Consider the following 22210-nt stretch of genomic DNA (forward strand, 5'->3'; position numbering starts at 1 on the left):
GCACTCCCCACGGCTGCGGGCGACGTTGTTGTCCAGGGCGAGGAACTCGGACGCTGGGTGAACGGGCAGCGGTACGGGTGGGAACAGCTCCTGCCCCTGCAGCAGTGGATCCTGGAGAACACCCTCGAGATCACACCGGCCGAGGAACACGAGGCGCCGGTGAAACGGACGCAGGACGCCAAATGGGCGGCCAACCTCGCGGCGGCACGGCAGTTCCACACCCGCGAGGAGCATCTGCGAGTGCCTCGGAAGCACGCAGAGCAGGGTGGATGCGGGCTCGGCCCCGACAGGCCGTCAGGACGGTGATGACGGGGCCGGTGGTGGTCCAGCACGCCACATAGCTCGACAACGTCCGCAAACGCGCCGCGAAACTTCCCGTACAACGCCGAGCAGGCCTCGATGAGGTCGGCATGCGCTGGTAGATCGAGCGCGACAGTGAACGTGCGAGCTCTTTTCCGTGAAGGGCGTGCTGTGAGTGACGGCTGACTCCGGAGTGGGGGCCGAAGCCCCGAGCCGTGCCCGGCCCGGGGCCTCGCCTGCACGCAAATGTCATCGGTCCAGCCCCCCGACTGTCGCCGGGAAGCGCCCTCAGGTGGCGGCCGACTGAGCTGACGCCAGCTGGAACGGCTGCGCCCCGGAGCCGGAGCGCACTGGTTCCCGGGGCGCAGGGGCCGGGGTGCAGAACGATCACGGAGGGTGAATGAACCCGGCACCGTACCGCCACCCGCAGCCTGCCCTGTAGGCGCCGCAGCGCCCGTCGGTGCTGGCGCGACCGTCGGCGTCCGGTGCCTCGCCGCCGTCGTGACGGCTGCGATCGTCTTCATGCACGGTGGAATCAGCTCAGGTCCCGTCATGCGAGGAGCGTCGCTGAGCCGGTTCGGCGATCGGTCCAGGAACGAACGAGAGACGCGGAGCCCGGAAAGAGGACCGCGGCTGTTCTGGATACCGCCTACGGTCGGCCGGTACGCGCGGTGTCCCCGCGCCGCCCCCGCTTTTCCGCCGAAGGACCGCACATCATGGCGATCACCTGGACCCCGCACCCGGCCACGCTCTCCCGGCGTGCGCCGAACCGGGCCTTCCTGGCCCGCCAACGGCTCCTGGAACGCGCGCCGGTCCCGACGCACGCCGTGATCGAGCACCTGACCGGCCTTCAGGCGCAGGCCCCGCAGGCCCCCTACGTCGGACTGTGGACCCGTATCCGGGACTTCGCCCCGGACGACCTCTCCGTCCAGCTGCTCGACCGGTCCGCCGTCCGCCTCATCCTGATGCGCAGCACCGTCCACCTGGTCACCGCCGACGACTGCCTCTGGCTGCGCCCCACCGTGCAGTCCAGCGTCGACCGGGCGGTGGGTCCGCGGGGCTGGCGGAAGCTGGAAGGGGCCGAGCCGGCCGAACTGGCGGCAACCGGACGCGCCTGGCTGGACGAGGCGCCGCGCAGCGCGGCCGAGCTGAACGAGCTGCTGGGCGAGCGATAGCCCGGCCTGGACCGGTCCTTGTTGGCGCGGGCGCTGCGTGCCGTGGTGCCCATGGTGCCTCCAGGGTGCTGCCAGAGCCGGCCTGCACCGCCAGTGTGTCGAAGACCCGCCCCTCCACGGGGGGCGGCCACAGACTCTCGGGAACGCAGGGGGCATACCGGCCGGCAACTGGGCCCGGCCGTCGGGCGTCGGACCGCAGTCGCACGCACTGCCCGTGCGCGGAACGTGGCCCACTGGTCGGGCACCCCTTGGAACTGCCCCATCAGGGAGGCGACGGTTGCAGATCTATCCTTATGGGGCTAGTACTGCAATCACAGTTGCAGGATGTGGCCTCGGTGTTTGTAGTGGCCGGGGCGGGCCCGGGTCTGGCTGAGGCGTCTCCACCATGACCAGCGCAGATGGTGCTGTGGCGTGAGGCGGTGCGGGCAGAGGACCAGGCCGATGAGGCGGTGGATCTCCGCGACGGACAGGGGAATCAGGGCGGTTTGCCCTAAACCGCATCCCCCTTTTCCAGCTCGCGGGCTCGCAGGACGGTCAGGCAGGCGTGGGCGGCCATGGCCAGGCTCATGTGGCGGTGCCAGCCGGGATAGCGGCGGACCTGGTAGTCGTCCAGGCCGCATTCCTGCTTCGCGCTCTGGAAGCATTCCTCGATGGCCCACCTGGCCGCGGCGACCTTGACGAGGTCCTTCAGGCGGGTGGCGACGGGGCCGTAGCAGACGTAGTGGGCGATGTCGGTGGGGTCTTTGACCGAGCGACGGGCCAGGACCCAGTGGCCGGCACCGTCCTCCCACACGGGGCGGATCGCCACCCGGGCCCAGTCGTAGACGCGCTCGCCGTGGGAGCCGGGGCCCCCGGACAGGCGCTTCCATGCCTGCCGGGGCAAGGCGGCGACCAGCTCGTCCACCCGGTCCTCACGCCAGCCGGTCGTGGTCACGGTGTCGTTGACCCTGGTGGCCAGCACGTAGCCGACCCCGCGCTGTTCCAGCCACACACGCAGGTGCTTGACCTGCCCGTACGCCTCGTCCGCGGTCACCCACGCGAACGGCACCCCGGCATCGATCGCACGCTGCAGCATCCACCGGAAGTGCTCGTTCTTCGTCGCGAACGGCACCTCGTCCGGGATGCCGGCCGCACGGCACCGCTCACGGTCGTCCGTCCAGGACTTCGGCAGATACAGCTCCCGGTCGATCAGCGCCCGGCCCTTCGCCGACGCATACGCCAGGAACGTGCCGACCTGGGAGTTCTCCGTCCTGCCCGCCGTCCCGGTGTACTGCCGCTGGACGCCCGCCGACCCCGTGCCCTTCTTCAGGAAGCCGGTGTCATCACCGATCAGGATCCCGTCCCTGGCACCGATGGTCTCCACGACGAAGTCCCGCACGTCGTCACGGACACCGTCCACGTCCCAGTCCGCCTCGCCCAAAAGACGCTGCATCCCGATCGGATGCCCCTCACCCGCACGCTCTGCCAGCGTCCACCCGTTTTTCCGCTCCAGCGGAGATCAACCCCGCCATATACGTCAGGGCACGCGCCCGAGGCTCGGACCTGGCGAAACGCCCAGCGAACCGTTCATGCAGCCCGGACAGCATCCCCTGCCAGGCCTCGACCTGCCCCACCCCAAGATCCACAGACACGGCAGAACACAACCACACTCACCGGCAGAACTCACAACTGCCCTACCAGTAACTGTGATTGCAGTACTAGGCGTCTTTCGGTTCAGGGCTGGTGGTCGCTGGGTGCGTCATTGGGAGGTGGTGCGGCGGGCGTAGGCGCGGGCGGCGCGGGCGCGGTCGCCGCAGCGGGTGGAGCACCAGTGGCGGCGGCCGTGTCGGAGCAGGTAGCGGTTGCAGGGCGGGGAGCCGCAGGCGGTGAGGCGTTCGGCGTCGGGGGAGGTGAGCAGGTCGGCGGCGTCGGAGGCGAGGGTCGCGAGTGCGTGGTCGACGATCTGCGTGGTGGGGTGCGGAGCGGCGCGGTAGGGGCCGGTCTTGTCGTCCCACTGCAGCAGCGGGGCGGTGGGAACTCTGGTCAGCGCGTCATTGACGGCGCCCAGGGCGGTGGGGAGGGCGGGCAGCCCGTCGACGCGGGAGGCGAGCAGCGCCCTGATCTGCTCGCGCAGGGAGCGCAGCTGTGTCGCACACATGTCCCGCATCCCGATCTCGACTGGGGCGAGACCGCGTTCGGTCAGCCACTCGTTCGCCCCCGCGGGGGTACCGAGCTGGTCGATGTAGTGCCCTCCGGGCAGTGCGATGGCGCTGTTGGCGAGGGCGAGAGCGGGGTACTGCTCCGCGCCCGGTGCGGGTGGCAGGCCGGATTCGGGGGCCACGATCTCTTCCATAGTCATCATGGTACAAGGTCTACTCATCCATGATCCTCACGGTTTGATTTGCGCTTGTCCGTGAGGTCTGGCTACGGTGACCTCACGGTTTAATTGCAACCATCCGTGAGGCTCGATATGTCTTCTTCTACCGCAGCGACCGAGCAGTTCCCCGTCCGCGTCTTCGGCGGCCCGACCGCCCTCTTCGAGTACGGCGGCTTGCGCTTTTTGACCGACCCGACCTTCGACGGCCCTGGCGACTACCCCTCGGCCGGCCCGACCCTGACCAAGACCCAGCCCTCCACCGTCGGCCCGGCCGACCTCGGCCCCATCGACGTAGTCCTGCTTTCCCACGACGAGCACGCCGACAACCTCGACGACTCCGGACGCGCAGTGCTCGCCGACGTCCCGCTCACCCTCACCACCCCCGGCGGCGGCCAGCGTCTCGGGGGCAAGGCCCAGGGGCTGGCCGACTGGGAGTTCGTCGAGCTGGACCGCCCGGGCGGCGGCACGATCACTGTGACCGGCGTGCCGGCCATTCATGGGCCCGGGGCACGCGAGGAGGTCGAACCGTTCGTCGGCGAGGTCGTCGGCTTCATCTTGACCGGCGCCGGCCTGCCCACCGTCTACGTCAGTGGCGACAATGCCTCGCTCGATCTGGTCAGGCAGATCGCCGAACGGTTCGGCCCTGTGGACACCGCCGTCCTCTTCGCGGGCGCACCCCGCTTCCCCGTTCTCTTCGACGGCCAGTGCATCGTCTTCGACAGCGCCCAGGCTGCCGAGGCTGCCCAGCTTCTCGGCGCCCGCCGCGTGGTGCCCGTCCACTACGACAGTTGGGCCCACTTCACCGAGGGCCGCGACGATCTGGCGGCCGCCTTCACCGCAGTGGGGCTGGCCGACCGCCTGGACTGGGGCCACCGGGGCTGATCCGGCCGACGCGACCGTCCAGCACGGACACCAGCGGTTGAAGCCTTCCGCACCATTCATATTCGTGGCGGCCCGGGCAGGCCCGCCGGGCCGCCACGGAACGCCGGGCCGCCACGGAACGCCGGACCACAGCCGGCCCGTCGGCCCAACACCCCTGAGAGGCAAGCATGTCCACAGAGACCCACACGAACCTGGTACGCCACTTCTATGAAGCCCTCGGAGGTGAAAACTACGCGGCGGTGACGTCCTCGGGCCCCGGACGTCGGCTCCAGCATCCCCGAAACGCGCTCTCGGCGGCGCCAGGCCGTCGGTAACGTGACCGGCGTGATGGTGGGCACCGAAGAAACTCGGCTGGTCGTCCTGCGCGGCAACAGTGCCTCGGGCAAGTCGTCCATCGCGGCCGGCCTCCGCGAGCGGTTCGGCCGCGGCCTGGCGCTGGTCGGCCAGGACAACCTCCGCCGCACCATGCTCCGCGAACGCGACCTCCCCGGCGCGGCCAACATCGGCCTGATCGACCTGACAGCCCGCTACGCCCTGGACGCCGGGTACCACGTCGTCCTGGAAGGCATCCTCTGCGCCGACCACTACGGCGACATGCTCGCACGGCTGCGCGCCGACCACCGCGGCCCGACCCACGGCTACTACCTGGACGTGCCGTTCGAAGAAACCATGGCCCGGCACGCCACGAAGCCGATCGCCGACGCCGTCACCGAGACGCAGCTGAGGGACTTGTACCGGCCGCGCGATCTACTGCCCGGCGGAGCCGAGACCGTCATTGGCATGGACAGCGCCCTCGCCGTTGTCGTTTCCTGGGGGTGTAGTTGAGGTACGGGGAGGGGTGTGTGCTGGGGGTATCCGGGATTGGTTGAGACCGTGTGAGCGCGGGTTCGCGGGGGGCGTGGGCCTGCTGGTCTGGGGATGTCTCTTCTTCGTTGAGATCACCTTGGCGTTCCTCAGATAGCGTCAACTCCTTAAGGCCCAGGTGTGCCTTCCCTGGTCACAGCCTTCTGTGTCGACCGCTGGGCAGAAAAGAAAGGGAGGGGTTCTACCGACGGGGTGCGCGGAACCCGTTCGTGGCGGGGCGGCGGTGGGTTTCTGCGAGGTGGTCCAGGCGGATCTGGTCCAGGGACGTCTTGGTGATGCGTTCGGTGCCGTCGAGGATGCTCGTGATCGCGGCTTGCGGGATCAGCCGGGTGAGGCTCCCGATCCGGACCGCGGTCCTTTGGCGGAGGTAGGCGGCGTGGCGGGAAAGTGTCCCGGCCCGGTGCGCCCGGAGATCGAGTGCGGCCTCTACTCCCGCGATCAGTTCTCTGAAGGGTTCGGGTGTGCCGAGCCGTGCCGGGAACGCCCCGCATTCCACGAGGGAGGCCCGCCCGGCGAGTTGTGCCCCGCGTACCCCGCTGAACAAGGCGGTCGTGGCCACGTCGATGCCCGCGTACACGAACGTCGCCCTGATGCGTTCGGTGAGGTCTTTGAGCAGGCCGGTGGTTTCCGCGCCGGTCGTGGTGCGCGGATTGAGCCGGTGGATCTCGTCGATGAGTACCAGACGCACACCCGCACGGTTGTAGGTGTGGCAGACGGCGTCGATGATCTGGGCCTGGGGCATGCGGGTGGTGACGGGGATGCCCAGGTAGCGGGCGAACTCGCCTGCCAGTGCTTTTGCTGTCGCCGCTGGCGGTACCAGGACGTAGGCGACCGGCACCGGTGCATGCGTGTTGGCGGCCGGCGGGTGCTGCTGGGTGTGGGCGAGGTGACAGGCGCGCCCCACGTGGAGCAGCGCGGTGGTCTTCACGGCCGCTGCCAGCCCTGTGGCGATCAGCGAGGGCCGTGCGGTGGTCTGCTGGCGGCGTCCCAGGACCATCAGTGTGCGCACGCCGGTGGTCAGGGTGTCGATGACCGGGGTGCGGACGGTAACGAACGCAGAGTGGTAGGCGAGGCGTTCCTCCACGCTGCGTTCCGGTTCCCCGGGAGCGGGTGGCTGTGGGGGAGAAGTGGTGGCGAAGCGCTGCCAGCCCTGACAGGTCGTCACCGGCACGCCCTGCCTGCACCGTCGCCGGCGGGCGTGCTTTCGCCGTCTCTGCCCTGTCCGCCCGTGCCTGCCGTCGTGAGGGTCCCGCCGAGGGGGTCGTGATGGTTCACACCACTTGAGGGCTTCTTCCTGGGCGTCGTAGAGCCCGTACCCGGCCACCGGCACGGCCGGACCGGCAGGGGGTCTCGTCTTGGGGGGCCTGGTCGAGGTTGTCGAGGCTGTCGTCTTCCGTTCCTGTGGCTGCTGTGTCCAGTTCCTGTGCCTGATTCTCGGACACGGGCCCGGGCGCTGGTGGGGGAGTGCGGGCGGTGGCGTGGCGGGCGAGGAGGTACTGCTCGGTAGGGGTGGCTGTTCCGGCTTTTGCCCGGCGCATCAATTGATCGAGGGCTTCGGCGAGGCCGGCCTCGTACCGGTCGTGGTCCGCGTGGCGTGTGGTGATCGTCTGCAGGTACTGCCAGGTGCGGTCGTTGAACGGTTGGTGGGCATGCTCCCGGTGGATCCACGGGATCTCGGTCAGCCCAAGGTCGGGGAGGCGGACCCAGATCTGGCGGACGTCGTGCGGGTTGGTGTGGACCTCCCATTTCCCACCGCGGGCCGCCATACCGGAGTCCTGTCCCAGGTGCGGGCCGAGGAGGTCGTGGTCGTAGGTGCGGTGGTGGAGACGGATGCCGTGCTCGGTGATGGCCTGCCACCGCACTGGCAGCAGCTCCAGATAGTCACTGCCGGTCAACGGCACGGGCACGTATCCGGCGACGGCGACCAGGGCCGCCCATATCTCGTTCGGGGACAGCGCGATCTTCGGCAGCATAGGATGCCACAGCCCCTGATGCGGACGGTGGTGGTAGTGCACAAGCCATTCGTCGAGGAGGTCCTGCAACTGGGCGACGCTGTAACACGCCTGGTGTGCCACGTCCTTACCGCGGCGGGTGACGTCGGAGCCGGAGGCTCGCTGAAGAAGTACGCGGTATTTTCCGGACACGATGGAACGCTCTCGGTAGCCGCTGCCACTATCAGAGCAGCAGTAACGAGCGTCACGGGTGACGTACGTCCAAGGCGGACGAACCTGGTCCGCCCTGATCAACGGGGCGACCGGCGAAGTGATTGGGCGAGCACCCGTACGGCGTGGTGAAGATCGGGCTTCTCGTCGCCGCGCTGATCGCGCTGCACCACGTGTACGGGTCACAAGCGCCAGCGCAGCAAGCCTGTTCCCTCCGCGTCCGTGGTGAGCCAGGTCCCGTCGCCGAGGCAGCGCACCACGCTACGGTTGTCCGACGAGGGATAGAGCACGGGACCTTGTAGCTCGTCCGAGGACAGTTGGTAGACCCAGTGCTGGGAGGGCTGCGGCAGGCTTTCGTCCCCACAGGACGAGACGACCAAGCAGGTGTTCGCCGTCAGATATCCGCCCTCCCAGGTCACCCAACCGTCGTCCTTGGGCGAACTGAGCGGTACGCGGTTCCGGGCCAGGGTCGTCAGGACCTCGCCATCGGGGAAGTGGTGCCGACGCAGATCCTTGTTGAATCCGGCCGTCAGGAACTCCCCGCCGTCAGGCGATATGTCGAGCAGGACCTGCTTGTTGTCCGCGAGGCCGTCATAGTTGAGCAGCGGCGGCCGGCCTTCGTCCTCGTCGACGTTCTCGCCGTCCGCTTCCTCAGGAAGTCGGCTCCAGTACGTGTAGCAGCCGTTCTGCCCCTCACCGATGGAGAGCAGGACGTGCACACCATCCGGGTGCAGGGATTGGGTGGCGTAGTACTCGGTCATGCCGTCCAACGCGGTTTGAGCGATCACCTCGCCCGTCGCCGAATCCAGCACCGCCCACATATCGCCGTCGTCGGGGTCTTCGTCATCCACGACGAGTGCCCATACATATTTTCCGTCCCGGCTCACTGCGCACGACCGGTGGACCAAGTCCTCGTCCGACGTCCCCTGCTGGCGAACCCAGCGCTCGACTCCATCGGCCCCGACCGCGACGACCCCCTCCGGCATTCCGAACACGGCGAACGAGGCATCGGGCGCGATCGCCCAGGACAATGTGAAGTCACTTACCTCCTGGGTGTTAGGAACCGGAATGCGCGCGCAGGCCCGTACTTCCCCCTTCGCCACCCCGGCGAGCGCGAAGACTTCGACGTGCCCGCCATTCAACAGGCCGACTAACCCCGCTCCAGGCATCCGCGGCACAAGCCCGTCCCCCGATTGCCACGCCACAGTCTCCGCCACCAAAACCGCTGGTATCAGCATGAACTGTCTCGCCTTCCCGCGTAATCCGGAGTCGAGACGTGATTCTGGCACGACCCACCGACAGTGATTCGTCATCAGGGGAGTGCGCCGGCCGTCCACAGAGGCCCTGCTACTGCCGTGGGCTCCGATCTGCTGGAAGCGCGTCGCCTTGCTGGCCAGCAGGAGCCACTGATCACCATGGTGTGGCCGGAACTGAAGACAAGGCACTGAAGCCAGCGGTTGCAGCCGGCCCGATGAGCGCAGGATCCGGCTCGCACGGGGGCCCAGCGACCGGTAAGGCCATCGCCGATGGACCGATCCCGCCCCTTCACGGAGAACGTGAAGAATCGCCGATCGGTCGGTGCCGGCTGATCCGTCGAGCTGCTCGACTGCACGCCGCGCTGGCGCGAGCGCCTGCCCGGCCTCACGCTGCCGACGCTGGTGGTGCACGGCCGGCGCAACGCGTTCTTCCCGCTCGGCAACGGCGAGGCGCTCGCGCGCGAGATCCCTGATGCGCGGCTGCTCGTGCTCGAACAGGCCGCGACCGCGATCCCCGACGCAGCCGCCGATGAGGTCGCCGCGGCGATGCTCACGCTTTAGAGATCTCAAAGGCTGGGGGTGGGGGCCGAGTAACGGGCGATGTCGGGGTTCGATATGCCGGAAGGATGAGGTATCCCGATGGGGGCGGGCTGACCGCCGAGGAGCGTGCCCGCCGTGAGCAAGTCCGGCTGGCCGCCGCGGAAATGATCAAGGATGGTGCCAGCGATCGCGAGGTGGCCCGGCACTTCCGCGTGACGCGGATGTCGGCGAATCGCTGGCGCCGGGCCCAGACGTCGGCAGCCGGCTCGGCTGGCGGGCCGTGGTGTCGCGGACCCGCGTGCCGGTCTCGCCCTCCTGCGCGACGTCCAGAAGAAGGGCCATGGCGGCGAACTCCTGCACGGTGGCCCGCCCAAGCTGGAGTGGCCGTACGACGGGCGTATCGACCAGCGCACTGTCACGCCTTCCTCGCCGACACCCAGTTCACCGGCACCAACGAGCGCACGCTGGCCGGGCACGTCGCGGCCGTCGGCTTCGACCTGGACTCCGGCCGGCTCACCGCGTGCCCGGAGTCGTCGGCGTGGGCGACGAAGGCCCGCCTGGAGCAGACTCGGGTCATCGAGATCGCCAACAAGGCAGCGGGCCGCATCATCGTTCGCGCCCTGCGGACCCTGCGGACCCTGCGGACCCTGCCGCCCGGCGCCGTACCCGAGCCGGTCGACGTTGCTCTGGTGGCCCCGACCGATGTCGCCGTGGGCCCGGTGAGGACGCGGGAGACGGCATCGCCCGGCTTTCATCAGGCGCTCACCGCTCACCAGGCAACCCTGACGGACCGGCACATCGACCAGGGCATCGCGGAAGCAGTCGGGCGGCAGGCCTGCGCGATGCGCGAGCTGAGTCGGCGCGCGTTCCCGGCGGGCCAGGCTGGTGACCTTGCGGTGACGCCCGCCTTGGCGGACCGCCCGGTCAATGCGCCTGTGACGGAACGAAGACGTCGCGGAGGACCGCCTGTGACTCCGTGCGAGATGCAAATACTTCCGACCACATGCACCGCGCTACTTCCGGGGGAACACCGTGAAGTACACCCGTATCACTGCTCTCGCTGCCATCGGCGTCGCCGCCACCCTCTCGCTGAACCGCGATCTCGTCGTGGTCCTGGAAGCGGCGGGGACTGCCGACCCGGAGACGGTCCTGGACGACCCTCTTTGGGTGGAGTGGCGGGGAGGCCGCGCACACGAATGGACCGAAGTATGCAAGCCCAGCCAAATGCGTCAGCAGTGCTCGAAGACGTAGGCCTTCTTCGTCGGGGGCACCAGGTTGCGGTCGCGCAGGATCGTCATCGCTGGGCGACTCTTCAGCGCGCACACCGAGGACCACCTCCGTCCGATGTTGTCCGAGTACTCGATGTCGATTACGTGCTTGCCGTACGCCTTCGTGTACGCGTCGCACTCCTGATACTTGACGCACTCCTCGGCGACGACGAAGTCGAATCCGGTGCTCTTCTGGCCGGAGGTACCGAGTTGAGGGGTGTTCTTCTGTCCGGCGGCGAGCCCGTCGCGGTGCGCGATCCGCACGAGCGACTTCGCCAGTGCGAGGTTTCCGGACCGTGTCAATGCCCCGTGCGACCGGGTCCACGAGTCGAGATTGTCGAATTCCACGGCGTCGAACCCGCGGTCGGCGCAACGTGCGATCGACTTCGTCAACACCTTCGTGATCGTGGCGCGCTTCGCTGTGGTCGTGGTATCGAGGAGCATTTCATCCGGCCAGCCCGGGTCGGACACAGGGTTACCGGTGGAATCCCGCAGGATCGCGGCCGGGTACTTCGACTTCCACAGGCCAGCTTCTTCTGGCTGGGTCTGGAACCCATTGACGTAGCAGATGTTGTACTTGCCCTTCGCCGGGTGCGCAGTGCTGTCCCGCTCCACGATGGTCACCCCGGCGGGCGGTGTGTACGGCCTGCCGAGCTGGTAATCCGGCACCCCCGAGACGGGCAGGTTTGTATATTGGATGTCGGAATCGTCAGAGCCGGATGTGGCACTCTCAGCGGCACATCCGGCGATGCCGGGCACCGCTACAAGCGTTACCGCCACGGTCAGCAAGAAGGTATGGGTTCGCACGCCAGTAAGCCTCGCATGTCTGATCCCGCGCCCGAACACACCATGGGCCCCGGGGGATCAGCCACAACATCCCCGCGGCCCGGTGTCGCCCTGTCCACCGGACTCGGACAGTTCCCCGGCGGCCGCGCCCGTCTCCGGGCCGGCGCCGTCGTCGAGGCGCTTGCGCTCCAGGCGGTCGGCGTCCGGGTGCCTGCCTTCGCCGAACAGCAGCTGCGCCTGCCGCTCCGCCACCACCGAGCCCGCGGTGGGACCGAGAGCTGCGAGTCCCAGCCCCGTCCACACCCCGGGCGGGAGACCGGCCTGCTCCTGGGCGTCCTTCAACGACGTTCGGGCCGGACGGCGCCCGTCCCCGAAGGCAACACCCCGCACGCAATACCGCCAGGCGTTGCCCGGCTGAACCTTCGCTACACTGATCATTCCCCAAGGGGACACCGGCTCTGACCTGCGGAAAAGCCTGATCCTGCGGGGCGGGAGAGTTCACCGAACCTTCACGGCAGATCCCGCACGGCGGGCGCCTGCGGCGACACCGTGCCCGCCCGGCGGACACCGTCTTTCGCACTCACGGTCCCTACAGAGGGCCATGCAAATGACGCCCCACCTCGCACCACGTCACCAACCCCCCTTCAACCCGAGCAAGGCACCTTTCCGCCCCCGGCGAGCCGGGGGCTTCGTGTCTCCTGGAGGATCGATGTCGTCGAGGGCCTCTGGGTGCCGGCCGAAGAATGAGAATCCCGTGCTCGACCGCCCTCGGTCAGAGCTGCCGAACTGGGGGCTGTGGACATGTGAAGCCGCTGCCAGGAGCCCGCTGGAATCGACGACGTCGCCCCCGCATCAGCCGCTGCTGGAGGCGGTCATCGCGGGCCATGCGGACGGCGCACAGGATCTCGTCGGCGCCGCCCACATCTTTTACTTCGAGGCCGCAGTCCGCACCGTCCTGTAACTCGATGAGAAGTCCCGGAACCGGCCCGCACGTTGCGTCAGCCTGCGGCGGGATTCCGACTCACACAGGCGCTTTTCGCGCTCGGCCGGCGGCAGCGTGTGTCCCTCCACGCGCTGTCCCTCTCGCCCGGCGGGGAGCTTCGGCAGGCTGACGTGGATCTCCAGGCCGCCGTCGAGGTTGGGGCGGGCGGTGACCGTTCCGCTGTGTGCGTGGGCGATGGAGCGGACGATGGAGAGGCCGAGCCCCGAGCCCTGGAGAAGCGACCGCCAGCGGGCACATCAGCAGCGTCGGCACCGTCGCCACCGCGCCCAGCGACCCCGGCGAGGGGGGGCGGCGCAGGGGGCGGTGACGCCAGCTCCGCCACCGACAAGGCGACGATCAAAGTGAGGGTCACCCTCGACGACCCAGCCAAGGCGGGCAAGCTCGATGGCGCACCGGTGACGGTGCTGTTCACCAGCGAGCGGCACAAAGATGTGCTCGCTGTCCCCGTGACGGCGCTTCTGGCCACCATCCAGGGCACCTACGCCGTCCAAGCGGTGGGCGACGATGGCTCCACCCACCTGGTCCCCGTCACCCTCGGCGCCTTCGCCGACGGCAAGGTGGAGGTCTCCGGCCGCGGCCTGCGCGACGGTATGAAAGTGCAGGTGCCCTCCTCGTGATCCCCGTCATCTCGCTCGAGGGAGTCGGCAAGTCCTACCCGGGGGGCGTTCACGCGCTGCGAGAGGTCAACCTGCGGGTGCGGCCCGGCGAGCTGCTGGCCGTGGTCGGCCCGTCCGGATCGGGCAAGTCCACCTTGCTACAGCTCATGGGAACCCTGGGCCGGCCCTCCACCGGCCAGGTCCGGATCCTGGGCCACGATGCCGCCGCGCTTGCCGACCGCGATCTGTCGGCGGTGCGCTCCCGATGGATCGGCTTCGTCTTCCAGCAGTTCTTCCTCACCCCGCACCTGAGCGCGGTGAGAACGAGGCCACCAGCCTGCTGTACCACGGCGTCGCACGCCGTAAGCGCCGCGCACTGGCCGCTGAAGCGCTGCATCGCGTCGGCCTCAGCCACCGGCTCACAACACTCTCCGGCGGTGAACGCCAACGCGTAGCCATCGCACGTGCTCTGGTGGGCAGGCCCTCGATCGTGCTGGCCGACGAGCCCACCGGAGCACTGGATTCCCGCTCCGGTGCACAAGTGATGGACCTGCTGCACGAATTGCACAGCGAGGGCACCACGATCGCCGTCATCACCCACGACCAGGACATCGCCCGCTCACTGCCCCGCCGGATCGAGATCCTCGACGGCCGCATCCGCTACGACAGCGGACCGCCCGAGACACCTGAGCCCTCGCCCTCATCGCCCACACAGCCGGACACCGCAAGGGGGGAGAGGTGAGCACCACCATCACACCACCGCACCAAGCCACCAGCCCGGACCCACTGCCGCAACCCGCCCGGCTGCGTCCGGGCGATGTCATCCGGGTCGGACTGGTCGGCGTCCGCGGACGTCCGCTCCGCGCCTGCCTGTCCGCCCTGGGCATCTCCATCGGGATCGCCGCCATCACCGCCGGCAGCCAGGCACAGATCAACGCCCAGATCTCCAAGGTCGGAACCAATCTGCTCACCGTCACCGCCGGGCAGGACATGTTCGGAGGCAAGACCGAACTGCCCCTCAGCTCCGTGGACATGGTGCGCCGGATCGGCCCGGTGCGTTCGGCGTCCGCCGTGGGAGCGGTCTCCGGCGCCACCGTGCACCGTACGGACAAGACCGACCAACGCGACACCGGTGGCATCACTGTGCAAGCCGCCCGGCTCGACCTGCTCGACACACTCGGAGTGACCGTCGCCAAGGGCACCTGGCTCAATGCGGCCACCGCCAAGTACCCCGCCGTGGCCCTCGGCTCGGTGACAGCCGAACGTCTCGGCATCCATGCCCCCGGCACGCCCGTCCATCTCGGCGGCAGATGGTTCACCGCCGTCGGCATCCTGGACCCTGCTGTCCTCGCCCCCGAGATCGACGGCCGAGGCGTCGGTGGCAGGGACGGCCAAGGCAGGGACGGCGGCTTCGTGACGATCCGGGTGCTGATCGCCGACGACCAGGCCATGGTGCGCGCCGGGTTCGCGATGATCCTCGCGGCGCAGGACGACATCGACGTCGTCGGGGAAGCCACGGACGGGGTCCACGCCGTGGAACTCGCCGAGCTCCACCGCCCGGACGTCGTCCTGATGGACATCCGCATGCCGCGCATGGACGGCCTGGAGGCGCTGCGCAGACTGACGCGCCCCGGGACGGTGAACCCACCGAAGGTCGTGGTGGTCACGACGTTCGACGACGACGAGTACGTACAACGCGCCCTGACCCAAGGCGCCTCCGGCTTCCTCATCAAGGACTCGGGCCCCGCCCTGCTCGTCGAGGCCATCAGGGCGGCCGCCTCCGGCGAGGCCCTGGTGAGCCCGGCGATCACGGTCCGACTGCTGCGGCAGCTCAACAGCGCCGCGCCCGCTCCGCGCGAGCCGCACACCGCGCTCTCCGAGCGGGAGAAGGACCTGGTGCGCCTGGTCGCCCGAGGCCTGACGAACGCCGAGATCGCCGACGAGCTGACCATCTCGGTGGGCACGGTGAAGACCCACCTCGGAAATGTTCAGACGAAGCTGTCCGCCCGCAACCGCGTGGAGATCGCGGCTTGGGCCTGGGAGTCGGGGGTGGTGGAGGGGCGGGGGTGAGCCACGCTCGGTGGCCGCCGTTCATGGCCCGTGCCGGCGAGCTCGGCGTCGACCAGGCCCTGACGATCCTCCGGGTTGGTGTGGACTTCCCGCTTTCCGCCCCGGCCGCCATACCGGAGTCCTGCCCTCGGTGCGGGCCGAGGAGATCGTGGTCGTAGGTGCGGTGGTGCAGGCGGATGCCGTGCTCGGTGACGGCCTGCCACCGCACCGGCAGCACTTCCAGGTAGTCGCTCCTGCTGGGAACCGGCACGTACCCGGCGACCGAGACCAGCGCCGCCCACATCTGGTTCGGCGACAGCGCGACCTTCGGCAGCACCGGATGCCGCAGCCCTTCATGGGCGCGGTGGTGGTAGTGCACGAGCCATTCGTCGAGGAGGTCCTGCACCTGGGCGACGCTGTAACACGCCTGGCGTGCCACGTCCTTGCCGCGGCGGGTGACGTCGGAGCCGGTGCACCCGGGCAGGTGCTGGCAGAACAACGTGTTGATCGACCCGAAGGTCCGTTCCACGATGCCCTTGGCCGTCGGCGCGAACGCAGGTGCGGCCTGCACGCTGATCCCGAGCGCCTCGCAGGTGCCCATGAACGCCTTCGACAGGAACACCTTCCCCCGATCCACCACCACCGCCTCCGGCACCACCACCGGCCGGGCGGCTGCCCCATGAAGCCGCTCGTCCAGCGACATCGGCCGCTCCCCGGGCAGGACCGTGCTGTGCGCGAAGCGCAGGACATCGGGCCGTAGGGGCAGCGGGGTGGGCTCTCTTACGGCCGTGCCTGCGTGGGCAGGGTGAGGATTTCGGCTCCGTTGTCGGTGATGGCGATGGTGTGCTCGCTGTGTGCGGTCCGGCAGCCCGTCGCGCTGCGCAGCGTCCAGCCGTCGGCGTCGGTGACGAGTGTGGCGGTGTCGGCCATGACCCAGGGCTCCAGGGCGAGTAGCAGTCCGGGGCGCAGCTTGTATCCGCGGCCGGGCCGTCCGGTGTTCGCGACGTGTGGGTCCTGGTGCATGGTCGAGCCGATGCCATGGCCTCCGAACTCGGTGTTGATCGGGTAGCCCGCCTTGCTGAGGACCGTGCCGATGGCGTGGGAGAGGTCGCCGATGCGCGCCCCGGGCTTGGCGGCGACGATGCCGGCGGCGAGTGCACGTTCGGTCGTCTCGATCATCGCGACGCTGTCCGCTGGCCTGGCCTTGCCCACCAGGAAACTGATCGCGGCGTCCGCGGCCACCCCGCCCCTCGCGACGGCCAGGTCGAGGGTCAGTAGGTCCCCGTCTGCCAGCGTGTAGTTGTGGGGCCGCCCGTGGAGCACTCCGTCGTTGACGGCCGTGCAGATGTAGTGCCCGAACGGGCCGCGCCCGAAGGAAGGCGCGTAGTCGACGTAGCAGGACTGCGCGCCCGCCTCGTTGATCATCTCCTTGGCCCACTGGTCGATGTCCAGCAGGTTCGTCCCGACCGTGCTGCGCTGCTTCAGCGTGTGCAGGATGTCTCCGACCAGGGTGCCGGTGTCCCTCGCCCGCTCAAGCCGCGCGGAGTTCAGGATCTCAATCATGGGGGCCTCTCACGTACGTCCAATAACTATCCCGGTCTAACTTTACCGGTATTAGAATGGGGGCACGGTCGGGTTGCCACTCACCCCGCCTTCCCGGCCATCGCAGTGATCGCCGACACCCTGGGCCTGTCTCTCGACGCGGTCTGGGCCGAGATCGGCCATCCGGAGCGCGCCATCGAGGATCAGTCGGTCCTGTCTGTCGCACGGCATGCATCGCTGGTAACGCTGCGGGGTGGTTACTGAGATTGAACTCGTGGTGTCGTGACGCTGATCGGGCAGGTCTGATGTCAGGCCGATTTCGGTGAGACAGCCGTCTATGAGGTGACTGCGGTACTGGATGTGCCGTAGGCCGCGCCGGATGCGCTGGACGAGGTGTTCGGGGGTGCTGAAGGCGACGTTGGAGAGCCAGCTGCGCCGCAGGAGGGACGGGGATACCGAGATAGCGGGCGAACTCCATGGCCAGGGCTTTCGTGCTCACGACGGGCGGGAGCAGTACGTACGCGACCGGTACCAGGGGAGGCGCGGATGAGGCCGGTAGCGGGCGTCTTTGGGTATGGGCGAGGTTGCAGGCGCGTCCGGCGTGGAGCAGGGCGGTGGTCTTCCCGGCCTCGGTGCTGCGCCTGCCGTCATCATCACCGTCGGGCAGCTGGATTCTTTGATCCGCTGGCCGGCCAGCATGCGGCTGGTCGTGGTGACGCGCTGCCCCGCGGGGCCTGATCGCGCGCAGGGCCTTGAGCAGGCCGAGGAACGGCGGTCAGGTTCAGGGCGGCGGTCATGTGTGTCACGCCGCGGTTGCCATAGGTCGCGATGCCCGGGACCGGGGTGGTGAGGCAGCGGAAGACCGCGAGCGAGGGCTCGCTGCAAGAGTCGGATGGTCTTCTTTCTTCGCCCGGCGGGCGGCGCTCTGCTGTGTCAGTGGTGCCTGGCACAGTACCGGTCATGGAAGCGAACCTTCGGACAAGAATTCATGAACTCGGGCGCAAACAGGGCATTCCCGAGGCTGTGGTCGAAGAGGCCTTACGACATCTGCGCCCCTCAATCAGCCTGTGCGAGGCCGACGGGTCGTCGTGGCAGGAAGGCGTCCGGCCTGCGGCCATGGCGGGCGGCCTGCCCAGGCTGCCCGAGGGGATGGAGTGGCCCGACAGCGACCATCCGCACCTCGCCACTATCGACTGTGCGGCACTGCCCAGGGACGTCCTGGACATTGATCTGCCGCAGGACGGCCACCTGGTGCTGTTCAGCGACTTCGACGATTTCGACGCCCCCGTCCTCCTGCACATCCCCGCCGGTACCGAGACCACCGAGCAGGAACCGAGGATTGTTGACGAGAACTGGCCGATCTACGAGCCGGTGCTGCTCCACCCCTTGGTCGTCTGGCACATCGACAACTGGGACGACATCCCTGGCGCACGTGAGTTCACCGAACGTAACCCCTCAGGTGCGAACAAAATGGATATGTTCGTTGACGATCTGGGCCATCTCTTCAATGCTCCCGGTTTCGCGCGAATTCGGCTCGGTGGCCGCACGCACTACTTCCAAAATCCCCCGGAAGAAGACGGTCTGACCCATTTCATCACTGTCTTCGGAGATCCTTTCGAAAAAACGTCCAACTTGGCCTTCGCGGGAACGCGGGAGGGCATCTCGGCCCGCCGTTACGAGAAACTCGGGTACTACCTGGAAGCCTGACTCGTTCCTCCCCCGGATGGCAGGAGCGTAGCGGCCGGCGTCGAGGCCGTGGTCGATGCCGGTTTCGTCGTGGAACAGGGTGAGGGCATCTTGAACCAGGACGGCAGCTTCCAGTGGACCTTCACGGCCTACCAGGCGGGGACTGTGACGTGGGATCCCATCTATTCGATCCGCCCCTGCTGAACTGACGCACAGCAAACGAGCCGCCTTCGGCCACGGGGACGGCTTCGTGCGTGTCCCTCAGGAAGCGCACGGCATCTCCTTGAGCCTTCAGGCGCTGCCATGACCAATCGTCACTGTCAGCGGTCGAGTCGGCCGTCGTCCGGTTCGACCGGCGGGGCTGTTGCTTCGGTGAAAGGAACCGCCCAGCTGCGCGGAGTGGTGGAACGTCTCATCGCGGTGGGCCAGTGGCAGACCGGCGATCCGGGCATCACGATCGTCATGGACATCGGCTACGACGTCATCCGCCTTGCGTGGGTGCTGCGGGACCTGCCCGTCGAACTGGTCGGACGGATCCGCAGTCCGCGCTTGCAGGTGCTCGCCCGCACCGGAGCGACCCGGTGGACGCCGAGATGCGCGACCTGTACGCCGTCGGCGACGAGGCGGACGACTCGGGGTACGACCAGCGCCGCCGTGTACATCCCGCCCTTGAGGACCTTCCGCCGCGAGGGATCCATGTCTGCCCGGCCCATGTCCGTCACATCCTGCTCGCTGTCCGGGCCGGGCGGCCACCCGGCCTCCCTGCACGTCACGGGCCGCCCCAGCAGCCGGGACAGCGCCTCGGTCACAGCCGGCCGGGCCTCCGGCCGGGGCACCGACCCGGCGGTCCGGTGCGACACGGCAAACGTTGCCGGGAGCGGCACTACCTGGGACACGACTTCGTCAGGCCGCTCCTGACGGAAGCGGCCCGACGCGGCCTGCCCGTGTTCGTCCACCCCACCGCACCGGAACCCGTGCCGGCCGGAGGACTGCCGCCGTGGAACTCCCCAACCTGCGGCTGATCGTCTCCCACTGCGCTGGCGCGATGCCCGTACTGGCCTGGCGTATCGCCCACCTCAAGGCACTGGCCACTGACCGGATGCCGCAGCCTCGGCCCGAGGGCGTCCTGGGTGTTCCACGCCTGCCCGCGCGGCAGATGCGCGTGGACGTCGATCCGGCTGCTGTCGCCCATCACGTGGCGGTCGCTTCGGTGAGGAGGGTGCCGCGGCGCCAGACGGCGCGCGTGTTCAGGGTGTCGGTGATGTTCATGGTCGGGTCGCCGTCGACGAGGAGGAGGTCGGCGCGCAGGCCCTCGGTGATCCGGCCGCGGTCGGTCAGGGAGAAGCGACGGGCCGGGGTGCTAGTCGCCGCGCGCAGCGCATCGATGGGGGTCAGTCCGGCCTGGACCAAGTACTGCAGTTCGTGGTGGACGCTCGCGCCGTGCGCCAGTCCCCCGAAGGAGGGGTGGGCGATGGAGACGTCGGTGCCGGCGAGCACGTCGACGCCGGCCTCGTGTAGGGCCTTGACGCTGGTCAGGACGTCGTCGAGCCGGCCCTGCGGGTAGCGGTCGAAGCTGGAGCGCAGTGCCGCGTCCCAGTCGGCGTCCAGCCGGGAGGCGACGCGGGGGTCGTCGGCGAGGGCGCTGCCCGTGATGCCCATCATGGAGGCGCTCAGGACGGTGCAGGGGACGACGAACACCCCGGCGTCCTTGATCAGGTCGGTGATCTCGTCGGTGTGGGGCTGGTCCATGAACAGGTGGACCAGGCCGTCGATGCCCGCCTCGACGGCCATGCGGGTGGCATCCACGGTCAGGGCGTGGGCGACGGTGAGCATGCCGTGCCGCTTGGCCTCGGCGACCCCCGCGTTCAAGGTGGCCTGGTCGAGCATGGGCAGGCCCGGGTGCCCCTCGACACTGCCGTCGTCGACCATGAACTTGATGTAGTCCGAGCCCGACTCGACCAGTCGCGGGATGAAGGCGACGGCCTCCTCAGGGGTCGTCACGAACGGCCGCACGGGGGGCTTGCCGACCGGGCGGGAGCCGGGCGCACCACCCTTCGGCGGCCCGGGGCGGGCATCGGCGGGCAGGCGGTCGAAGAGCTCCTCCGGGTGCCCACCGGGCGGGGTCAGGCCGAACCCGGACGAGCGCACGTCGGCGAGCGCGTCGTCGCTGGTGATGTGCGCCCGGTTGTCGCGGGTGTTGGTGCCCTGCATCTCCAACTCGGTGGTGACCCCAAAGCGCAGCGCCAGCGCGAGCGCGCCGGGGCCGGTGTGCACGTGAGCGTCGATCAGGCCCGGCAGCAGCGTCGCCCCGCTGCCGTCGACGACCTGGGCCCCGTCCGGGACGTCGCCGCCGATGAGGGCGATCCGCCCGTCCTCGACGAGCACGGTGGGTGCGCCCAGTGTCTTCTCGCCGTCGAAGACACGGGCGCCGGTGATAGCGGTCACGGACATGGCTTGCCTCATTCCTGGGTACGACCCCCGACTCCTCCAATGTATATCACTAGCTATATAAATGCTTTACGGCATGTATATGCATGTCGATGTGAAACCCTTTAGGATGGGCGCATGAACACCTCCCCGCGCGACCCGGAAACCGGCGGCGGCGCCCTTCTCGACCAGATCGGGCCCGCGCTGTCGCGACTGCGGCGGCGCACCTCCAACGGGCGCGGGGACCTCACCCGCAACCTCGTCCTGAATGTGGTCGCCGACGCGCCGGGGGAAATGACGGTCGGCGGCATCGCCGCCGAGATGGGCGTCACCCAGCCCGTCGCCAGCCGCACCATCGCCGCCTGCATCACTGACGGACTGCTCCGCCGAGCCGCCTCCCAGGCGGATGGCCGGCGCACTGTCTTGGAACTCACCGACGCCGGAGAAACCGAGCGCCGCCGGTTCGCCACGGAACAGCGCGAAACCTTCGAACACATCACCGCGCACTGGGAACCGGCAGATCGGACCCAGTTCGCCCAGTTCCTGGTCCGCTACAGCCAGGACTCCACTGCCTGGACCGCCCGGCAGCGAGGCCACGCAGGGAAGTAGCCCGAGGGCACCGGCTCTGACGCAGCATCACCCCGCCCACGCCCCACGCCAGGACGCCAGGAATCACCCACCGCACCGTGTCATCCGCGGCTACGCATCGCCGTTCGGCATCGTCCTGGGCCCTTCGGCGGCAGAACCACCGAGCCAGCCGTGCGGCACGCCCAGGAGCGTCGGTGCGCAGTCATCTCACTCCCGTGCACCCAACTCTCCGCCCGGCGAGGCCACACCCAGCCCTGCACGTCCACCGACGCGGCACCAATCTCCCGAGACGGCACATCAGACGGGGCGGCCGCGCCCGGGCCCCGGGGCTCACCACGGGAGCCGACACAGCGCCTTCACCGAGTCCGCCCCCGTGGCCGTGCGTGCCGCCTTGGACGACGCGATCGACGCTGCCCGTCAGGGCCTCGCCGGGGAATAGCCGTCACGCTGGTGCGGCGCGCACTGGAGGTGTGGGTGGGCGCGACCGGGGTGATGCCGGGCCGGTGCTGCCGCCGTTGAGCGCGGCGCGGGCCCGTGCGGTGATGGCTGGGCTGCGGGAGGCGCTGGAGGATGTCTGGCGCGCCGTGGGTGTTCTCGCGTCCCGGGTCCAGGTCGCGCATGCCGCCCGGTTTGGGACCCGCTCGGTTATCCGTCGTGGGCGGCGTACTGCGCTGCGGAGTTCGGTATCTCCCGGGCGCAGGCGTACCGGCTGCTCGAGTCGCACGTCGAG

At 69.0% G+C, this 22210-nt stretch carries 22 protein-coding genes and 6 pseudogenes; 17 read left to right on the forward strand and 11 right to left on the reverse strand.

What is annotated here, in order from left to right:
- Window positions 1-57 precede the first annotated feature (57 nt).
- Together AMK22_RS17990 and AMK22_RS17995 are read left to right on the forward strand one after the other, a co-directional pair.
- Entirely contained in the window at window positions 58-306 is a 249-nt protein-coding gene (locus AMK22_RS17990) for a hypothetical protein (protein WP_073786193.1), read from the forward strand.
- A gap of 710 nt (window positions 307-1016) precedes the next feature.
- Window positions 1017-1475, forward strand: coding sequence for a DNA glycosylase AlkZ-like family protein (locus AMK22_RS17995; RefSeq protein ID WP_073786195.1), 459 nt, complete (start codon window positions 1017-1019; stop codon window positions 1473-1475).
- 490 nt (window positions 1476-1965) lie between these two features.
- Here the strand turns inward: AMK22_RS17995 and AMK22_RS18000 are convergent.
- Window positions 1966-3106: pseudogene (locus AMK22_RS18000) on the reverse strand (IS701 family transposase).
- Window positions 3107-3213: 107 nt separating this feature from the next.
- Window positions 3214-3807 carry a CGNR zinc finger domain-containing protein gene (locus tag AMK22_RS18005; protein WP_073786197.1) on the reverse strand — a complete coding sequence of 198 codons (594 nt, stop codon included), beginning with the start codon at window positions 3805-3807 and terminating at the stop codon, window positions 3214-3216.
- Between the two features lie 117 nt (window positions 3808-3924).
- On the opposite strand from AMK22_RS18005, the gene AMK22_RS18010 reads away from it, so the two are divergent.
- A complete protein-coding gene (locus AMK22_RS18010) occupies window positions 3925-4713 on the forward strand; it encodes an MBL fold metallo-hydrolase (RefSeq protein ID WP_073786199.1) in 789 nt (262 codons plus the stop codon).
- A gap of 327 nt (window positions 4714-5040) precedes the next feature.
- Window positions 5041-5538 (forward strand): kinase, encoded by a 498-nt coding sequence (locus tag AMK22_RS18015; protein ID WP_199883259.1) that lies wholly within the window; start codon window positions 5041-5043, stop codon window positions 5536-5538.
- Between the two features lie 220 nt (window positions 5539-5758).
- Here AMK22_RS18015 and AMK22_RS18020 read toward each other — a convergent pair whose 3' ends face one another.
- From AMK22_RS18020 to AMK22_RS18030, 3 genes are all read right to left on the reverse strand, one after another.
- On the reverse strand, window positions 5759-6742 hold the full coding sequence (locus AMK22_RS18020; protein WP_073786432.1) for a TniB family NTP-binding protein: 984 nt from the start codon (window positions 6740-6742) through the stop codon (window positions 5759-5761).
- Window positions 6743-6848: 106 nt separating this feature from the next.
- Window positions 6849-7721, reverse strand: a complete 873-nt coding sequence (locus AMK22_RS18025) for a Mu transposase C-terminal domain-containing protein (RefSeq protein WP_199883251.1) — start codon at window positions 7719-7721, stop codon at window positions 6849-6851.
- Window positions 7722-7921: 200 nt separating this feature from the next.
- Window positions 7922-8977 carry a hypothetical protein gene (locus AMK22_RS18030; RefSeq protein ID WP_073786206.1) on the reverse strand — a complete coding sequence of 352 codons (1056 nt, stop codon included), beginning with the start codon at window positions 8975-8977 and terminating at the stop codon, window positions 7922-7924.
- A gap of 420 nt (window positions 8978-9397) precedes the next feature.
- On the opposite strand from AMK22_RS18030, the gene AMK22_RS18035 reads away from it, so the two are divergent.
- The 3 genes and pseudogenes from AMK22_RS18035 (at window position 9398) to AMK22_RS18050 (ending at window position 10786) form a co-directional block, all read left to right on the forward strand.
- A complete protein-coding gene (locus tag AMK22_RS18035; protein WP_242434027.1) occupies window positions 9398-9556 on the forward strand; it encodes a hypothetical protein in 159 nt (52 codons plus the stop codon).
- A gap of 65 nt (window positions 9557-9621) precedes the next feature.
- Window positions 9622-9783: pseudogene (locus tag AMK22_RS42060) on the forward strand (helix-turn-helix domain-containing protein); the annotation flags it as partial.
- Between the two features lie 784 nt (window positions 9784-10567).
- Window positions 10568-10786 carry a hypothetical protein gene (locus AMK22_RS18050; RefSeq protein ID WP_073786208.1) on the forward strand — a complete coding sequence of 73 codons (219 nt, stop codon included), beginning with the start codon at window positions 10568-10570 and terminating at the stop codon, window positions 10784-10786.
- On the opposite strand, the gene AMK22_RS18055 is transcribed toward AMK22_RS18050, so the two are convergent.
- Both AMK22_RS18055 and AMK22_RS18060 read right to left on the reverse strand, forming a co-directional pair.
- On the reverse strand, window positions 10765-11562 hold the full coding sequence (locus tag AMK22_RS18055; protein ID WP_199883252.1) for an endo alpha-1,4 polygalactosaminidase: 798 nt from the start codon (window positions 11560-11562) through the stop codon (window positions 10765-10767). The two genes, AMK22_RS18050 and AMK22_RS18055, sit on opposite strands and share 22 nt — an antisense overlap.
- Window positions 11563-11667: 105 nt before the next feature.
- Window positions 11668-12027, reverse strand: coding sequence for a relaxase domain-containing protein (locus tag AMK22_RS18060; RefSeq protein WP_384417031.1), 360 nt, complete (start codon window positions 12025-12027; stop codon window positions 11668-11670).
- A gap of 316 nt (window positions 12028-12343) precedes the next feature.
- Here AMK22_RS18060 and AMK22_RS18065 point away from each other — a divergent pair, with 316 nt between their 5' ends.
- Entirely contained in the window at window positions 12344-12550 is a 207-nt protein-coding gene (locus tag AMK22_RS18065) for a hypothetical protein (protein WP_073786213.1), read from the forward strand.
- 119 nt (window positions 12551-12669) lie between these two features.
- On the opposite strand, the pseudogene AMK22_RS40950 reads toward AMK22_RS18065, so the two are convergent.
- Window positions 12670-12801 (reverse strand): annotated as a pseudogene (locus tag AMK22_RS40950) (ATP-binding protein); the annotation flags it as partial.
- A gap of 132 nt (window positions 12802-12933) precedes the next feature.
- Between AMK22_RS40950 and AMK22_RS18070 the strand changes: the two are divergent.
- The 5 genes and pseudogenes from AMK22_RS18070 (at window position 12934) to AMK22_RS42065 (ending at window position 15920) form a co-directional block, all read left to right on the forward strand.
- Window positions 12934-13209: a hypothetical protein gene (locus AMK22_RS18070; RefSeq protein WP_073786215.1), complete on the forward strand. Its 276-nt coding sequence runs from the start codon at window positions 12934-12936 to the stop codon at window positions 13207-13209.
- Window positions 13206-13930 (forward strand): annotated as a pseudogene (locus AMK22_RS41810) (ABC transporter ATP-binding protein). The gene AMK22_RS18070 and the pseudogene AMK22_RS41810 overlap by 4 nt, the downstream one beginning before the upstream one ends.
- Window positions 13927-14556, forward strand: a pseudogene (locus tag AMK22_RS40960) (ABC transporter permease); the annotation flags it as partial. The pseudogenes AMK22_RS41810 and AMK22_RS40960, both read left to right, overlap by 4 nt.
- A gap of 45 nt (window positions 14557-14601) precedes the next feature.
- A complete protein-coding gene (locus tag AMK22_RS40965; protein WP_274535428.1) occupies window positions 14602-15258 on the forward strand; it encodes a response regulator transcription factor in 657 nt (218 codons plus the stop codon).
- A gap of 479 nt (window positions 15259-15737) precedes the next feature.
- Window positions 15738-15920: a hypothetical protein gene (locus tag AMK22_RS42065; RefSeq protein ID WP_338014171.1), complete on the forward strand. Its 183-nt coding sequence runs from the start codon at window positions 15738-15740 to the stop codon at window positions 15918-15920.
- 97 nt (window positions 15921-16017) lie between these two features.
- Here AMK22_RS42065 and map read toward each other — a convergent pair whose 3' ends face one another.
- Window positions 16018-16800, reverse strand: coding sequence for a type I methionyl aminopeptidase (gene map / locus AMK22_RS18090; protein WP_073786224.1), 783 nt, complete (start codon window positions 16798-16800; stop codon window positions 16018-16020).
- Window positions 16801-16905: 105 nt separating this feature from the next.
- On the opposite strand from map, the gene AMK22_RS40115 reads away from it, so the two are divergent.
- Window positions 16906-17043, forward strand: a complete 138-nt coding sequence (locus AMK22_RS40115; RefSeq protein WP_199883264.1) for a hypothetical protein — start codon at window positions 16906-16908, stop codon at window positions 17041-17043.
- 42 nt (window positions 17044-17085) lie between these two features.
- On the opposite strand, the pseudogene AMK22_RS40970 reads toward AMK22_RS40115, so the two are convergent.
- Window positions 17086-17226 (reverse strand): annotated as a pseudogene (locus AMK22_RS40970) (IS630 family transposase); the annotation flags it as partial.
- A gap of 513 nt (window positions 17227-17739) precedes the next feature.
- On the opposite strand from AMK22_RS40970, the gene AMK22_RS18105 reads away from it, so the two are divergent.
- Complete coding sequence (locus AMK22_RS18105; protein ID WP_158072060.1) at window positions 17740-18486, forward strand: DUF1963 domain-containing protein; 747 nt, start codon at window positions 17740-17742, stop codon at window positions 18484-18486.
- Between the two features lie 282 nt (window positions 18487-18768).
- Window positions 18769-19383, forward strand: a complete 615-nt coding sequence (locus AMK22_RS42350; RefSeq protein ID WP_424863793.1) for a transposase — start codon at window positions 18769-18771, stop codon at window positions 19381-19383.
- A gap of 273 nt (window positions 19384-19656) precedes the next feature.
- On the opposite strand, the gene AMK22_RS18115 is transcribed toward AMK22_RS42350, so the two are convergent.
- Complete coding sequence (locus tag AMK22_RS18115; RefSeq protein ID WP_073786226.1) at window positions 19657-20916, reverse strand: amidohydrolase family protein; 1260 nt, start codon at window positions 20914-20916, stop codon at window positions 19657-19659.
- 114 nt (window positions 20917-21030) lie between these two features.
- Between AMK22_RS18115 and AMK22_RS18120 the strand changes: the two genes are divergently transcribed.
- Window positions 21031-21501 carry a MarR family winged helix-turn-helix transcriptional regulator gene (locus AMK22_RS18120; protein WP_073786227.1) on the forward strand — a complete coding sequence of 157 codons (471 nt, stop codon included), beginning with the start codon at window positions 21031-21033 and terminating at the stop codon, window positions 21499-21501.
- Window positions 21502-22210: the final 709 nt, after the last annotated feature.

This window comes from Streptomyces sp. CB01580 (assembly GCF_001905795.1).
Taxonomy (GTDB): Bacteria; Actinomycetota; Actinomycetes; order Streptomycetales; family Streptomycetaceae; genus Streptomyces.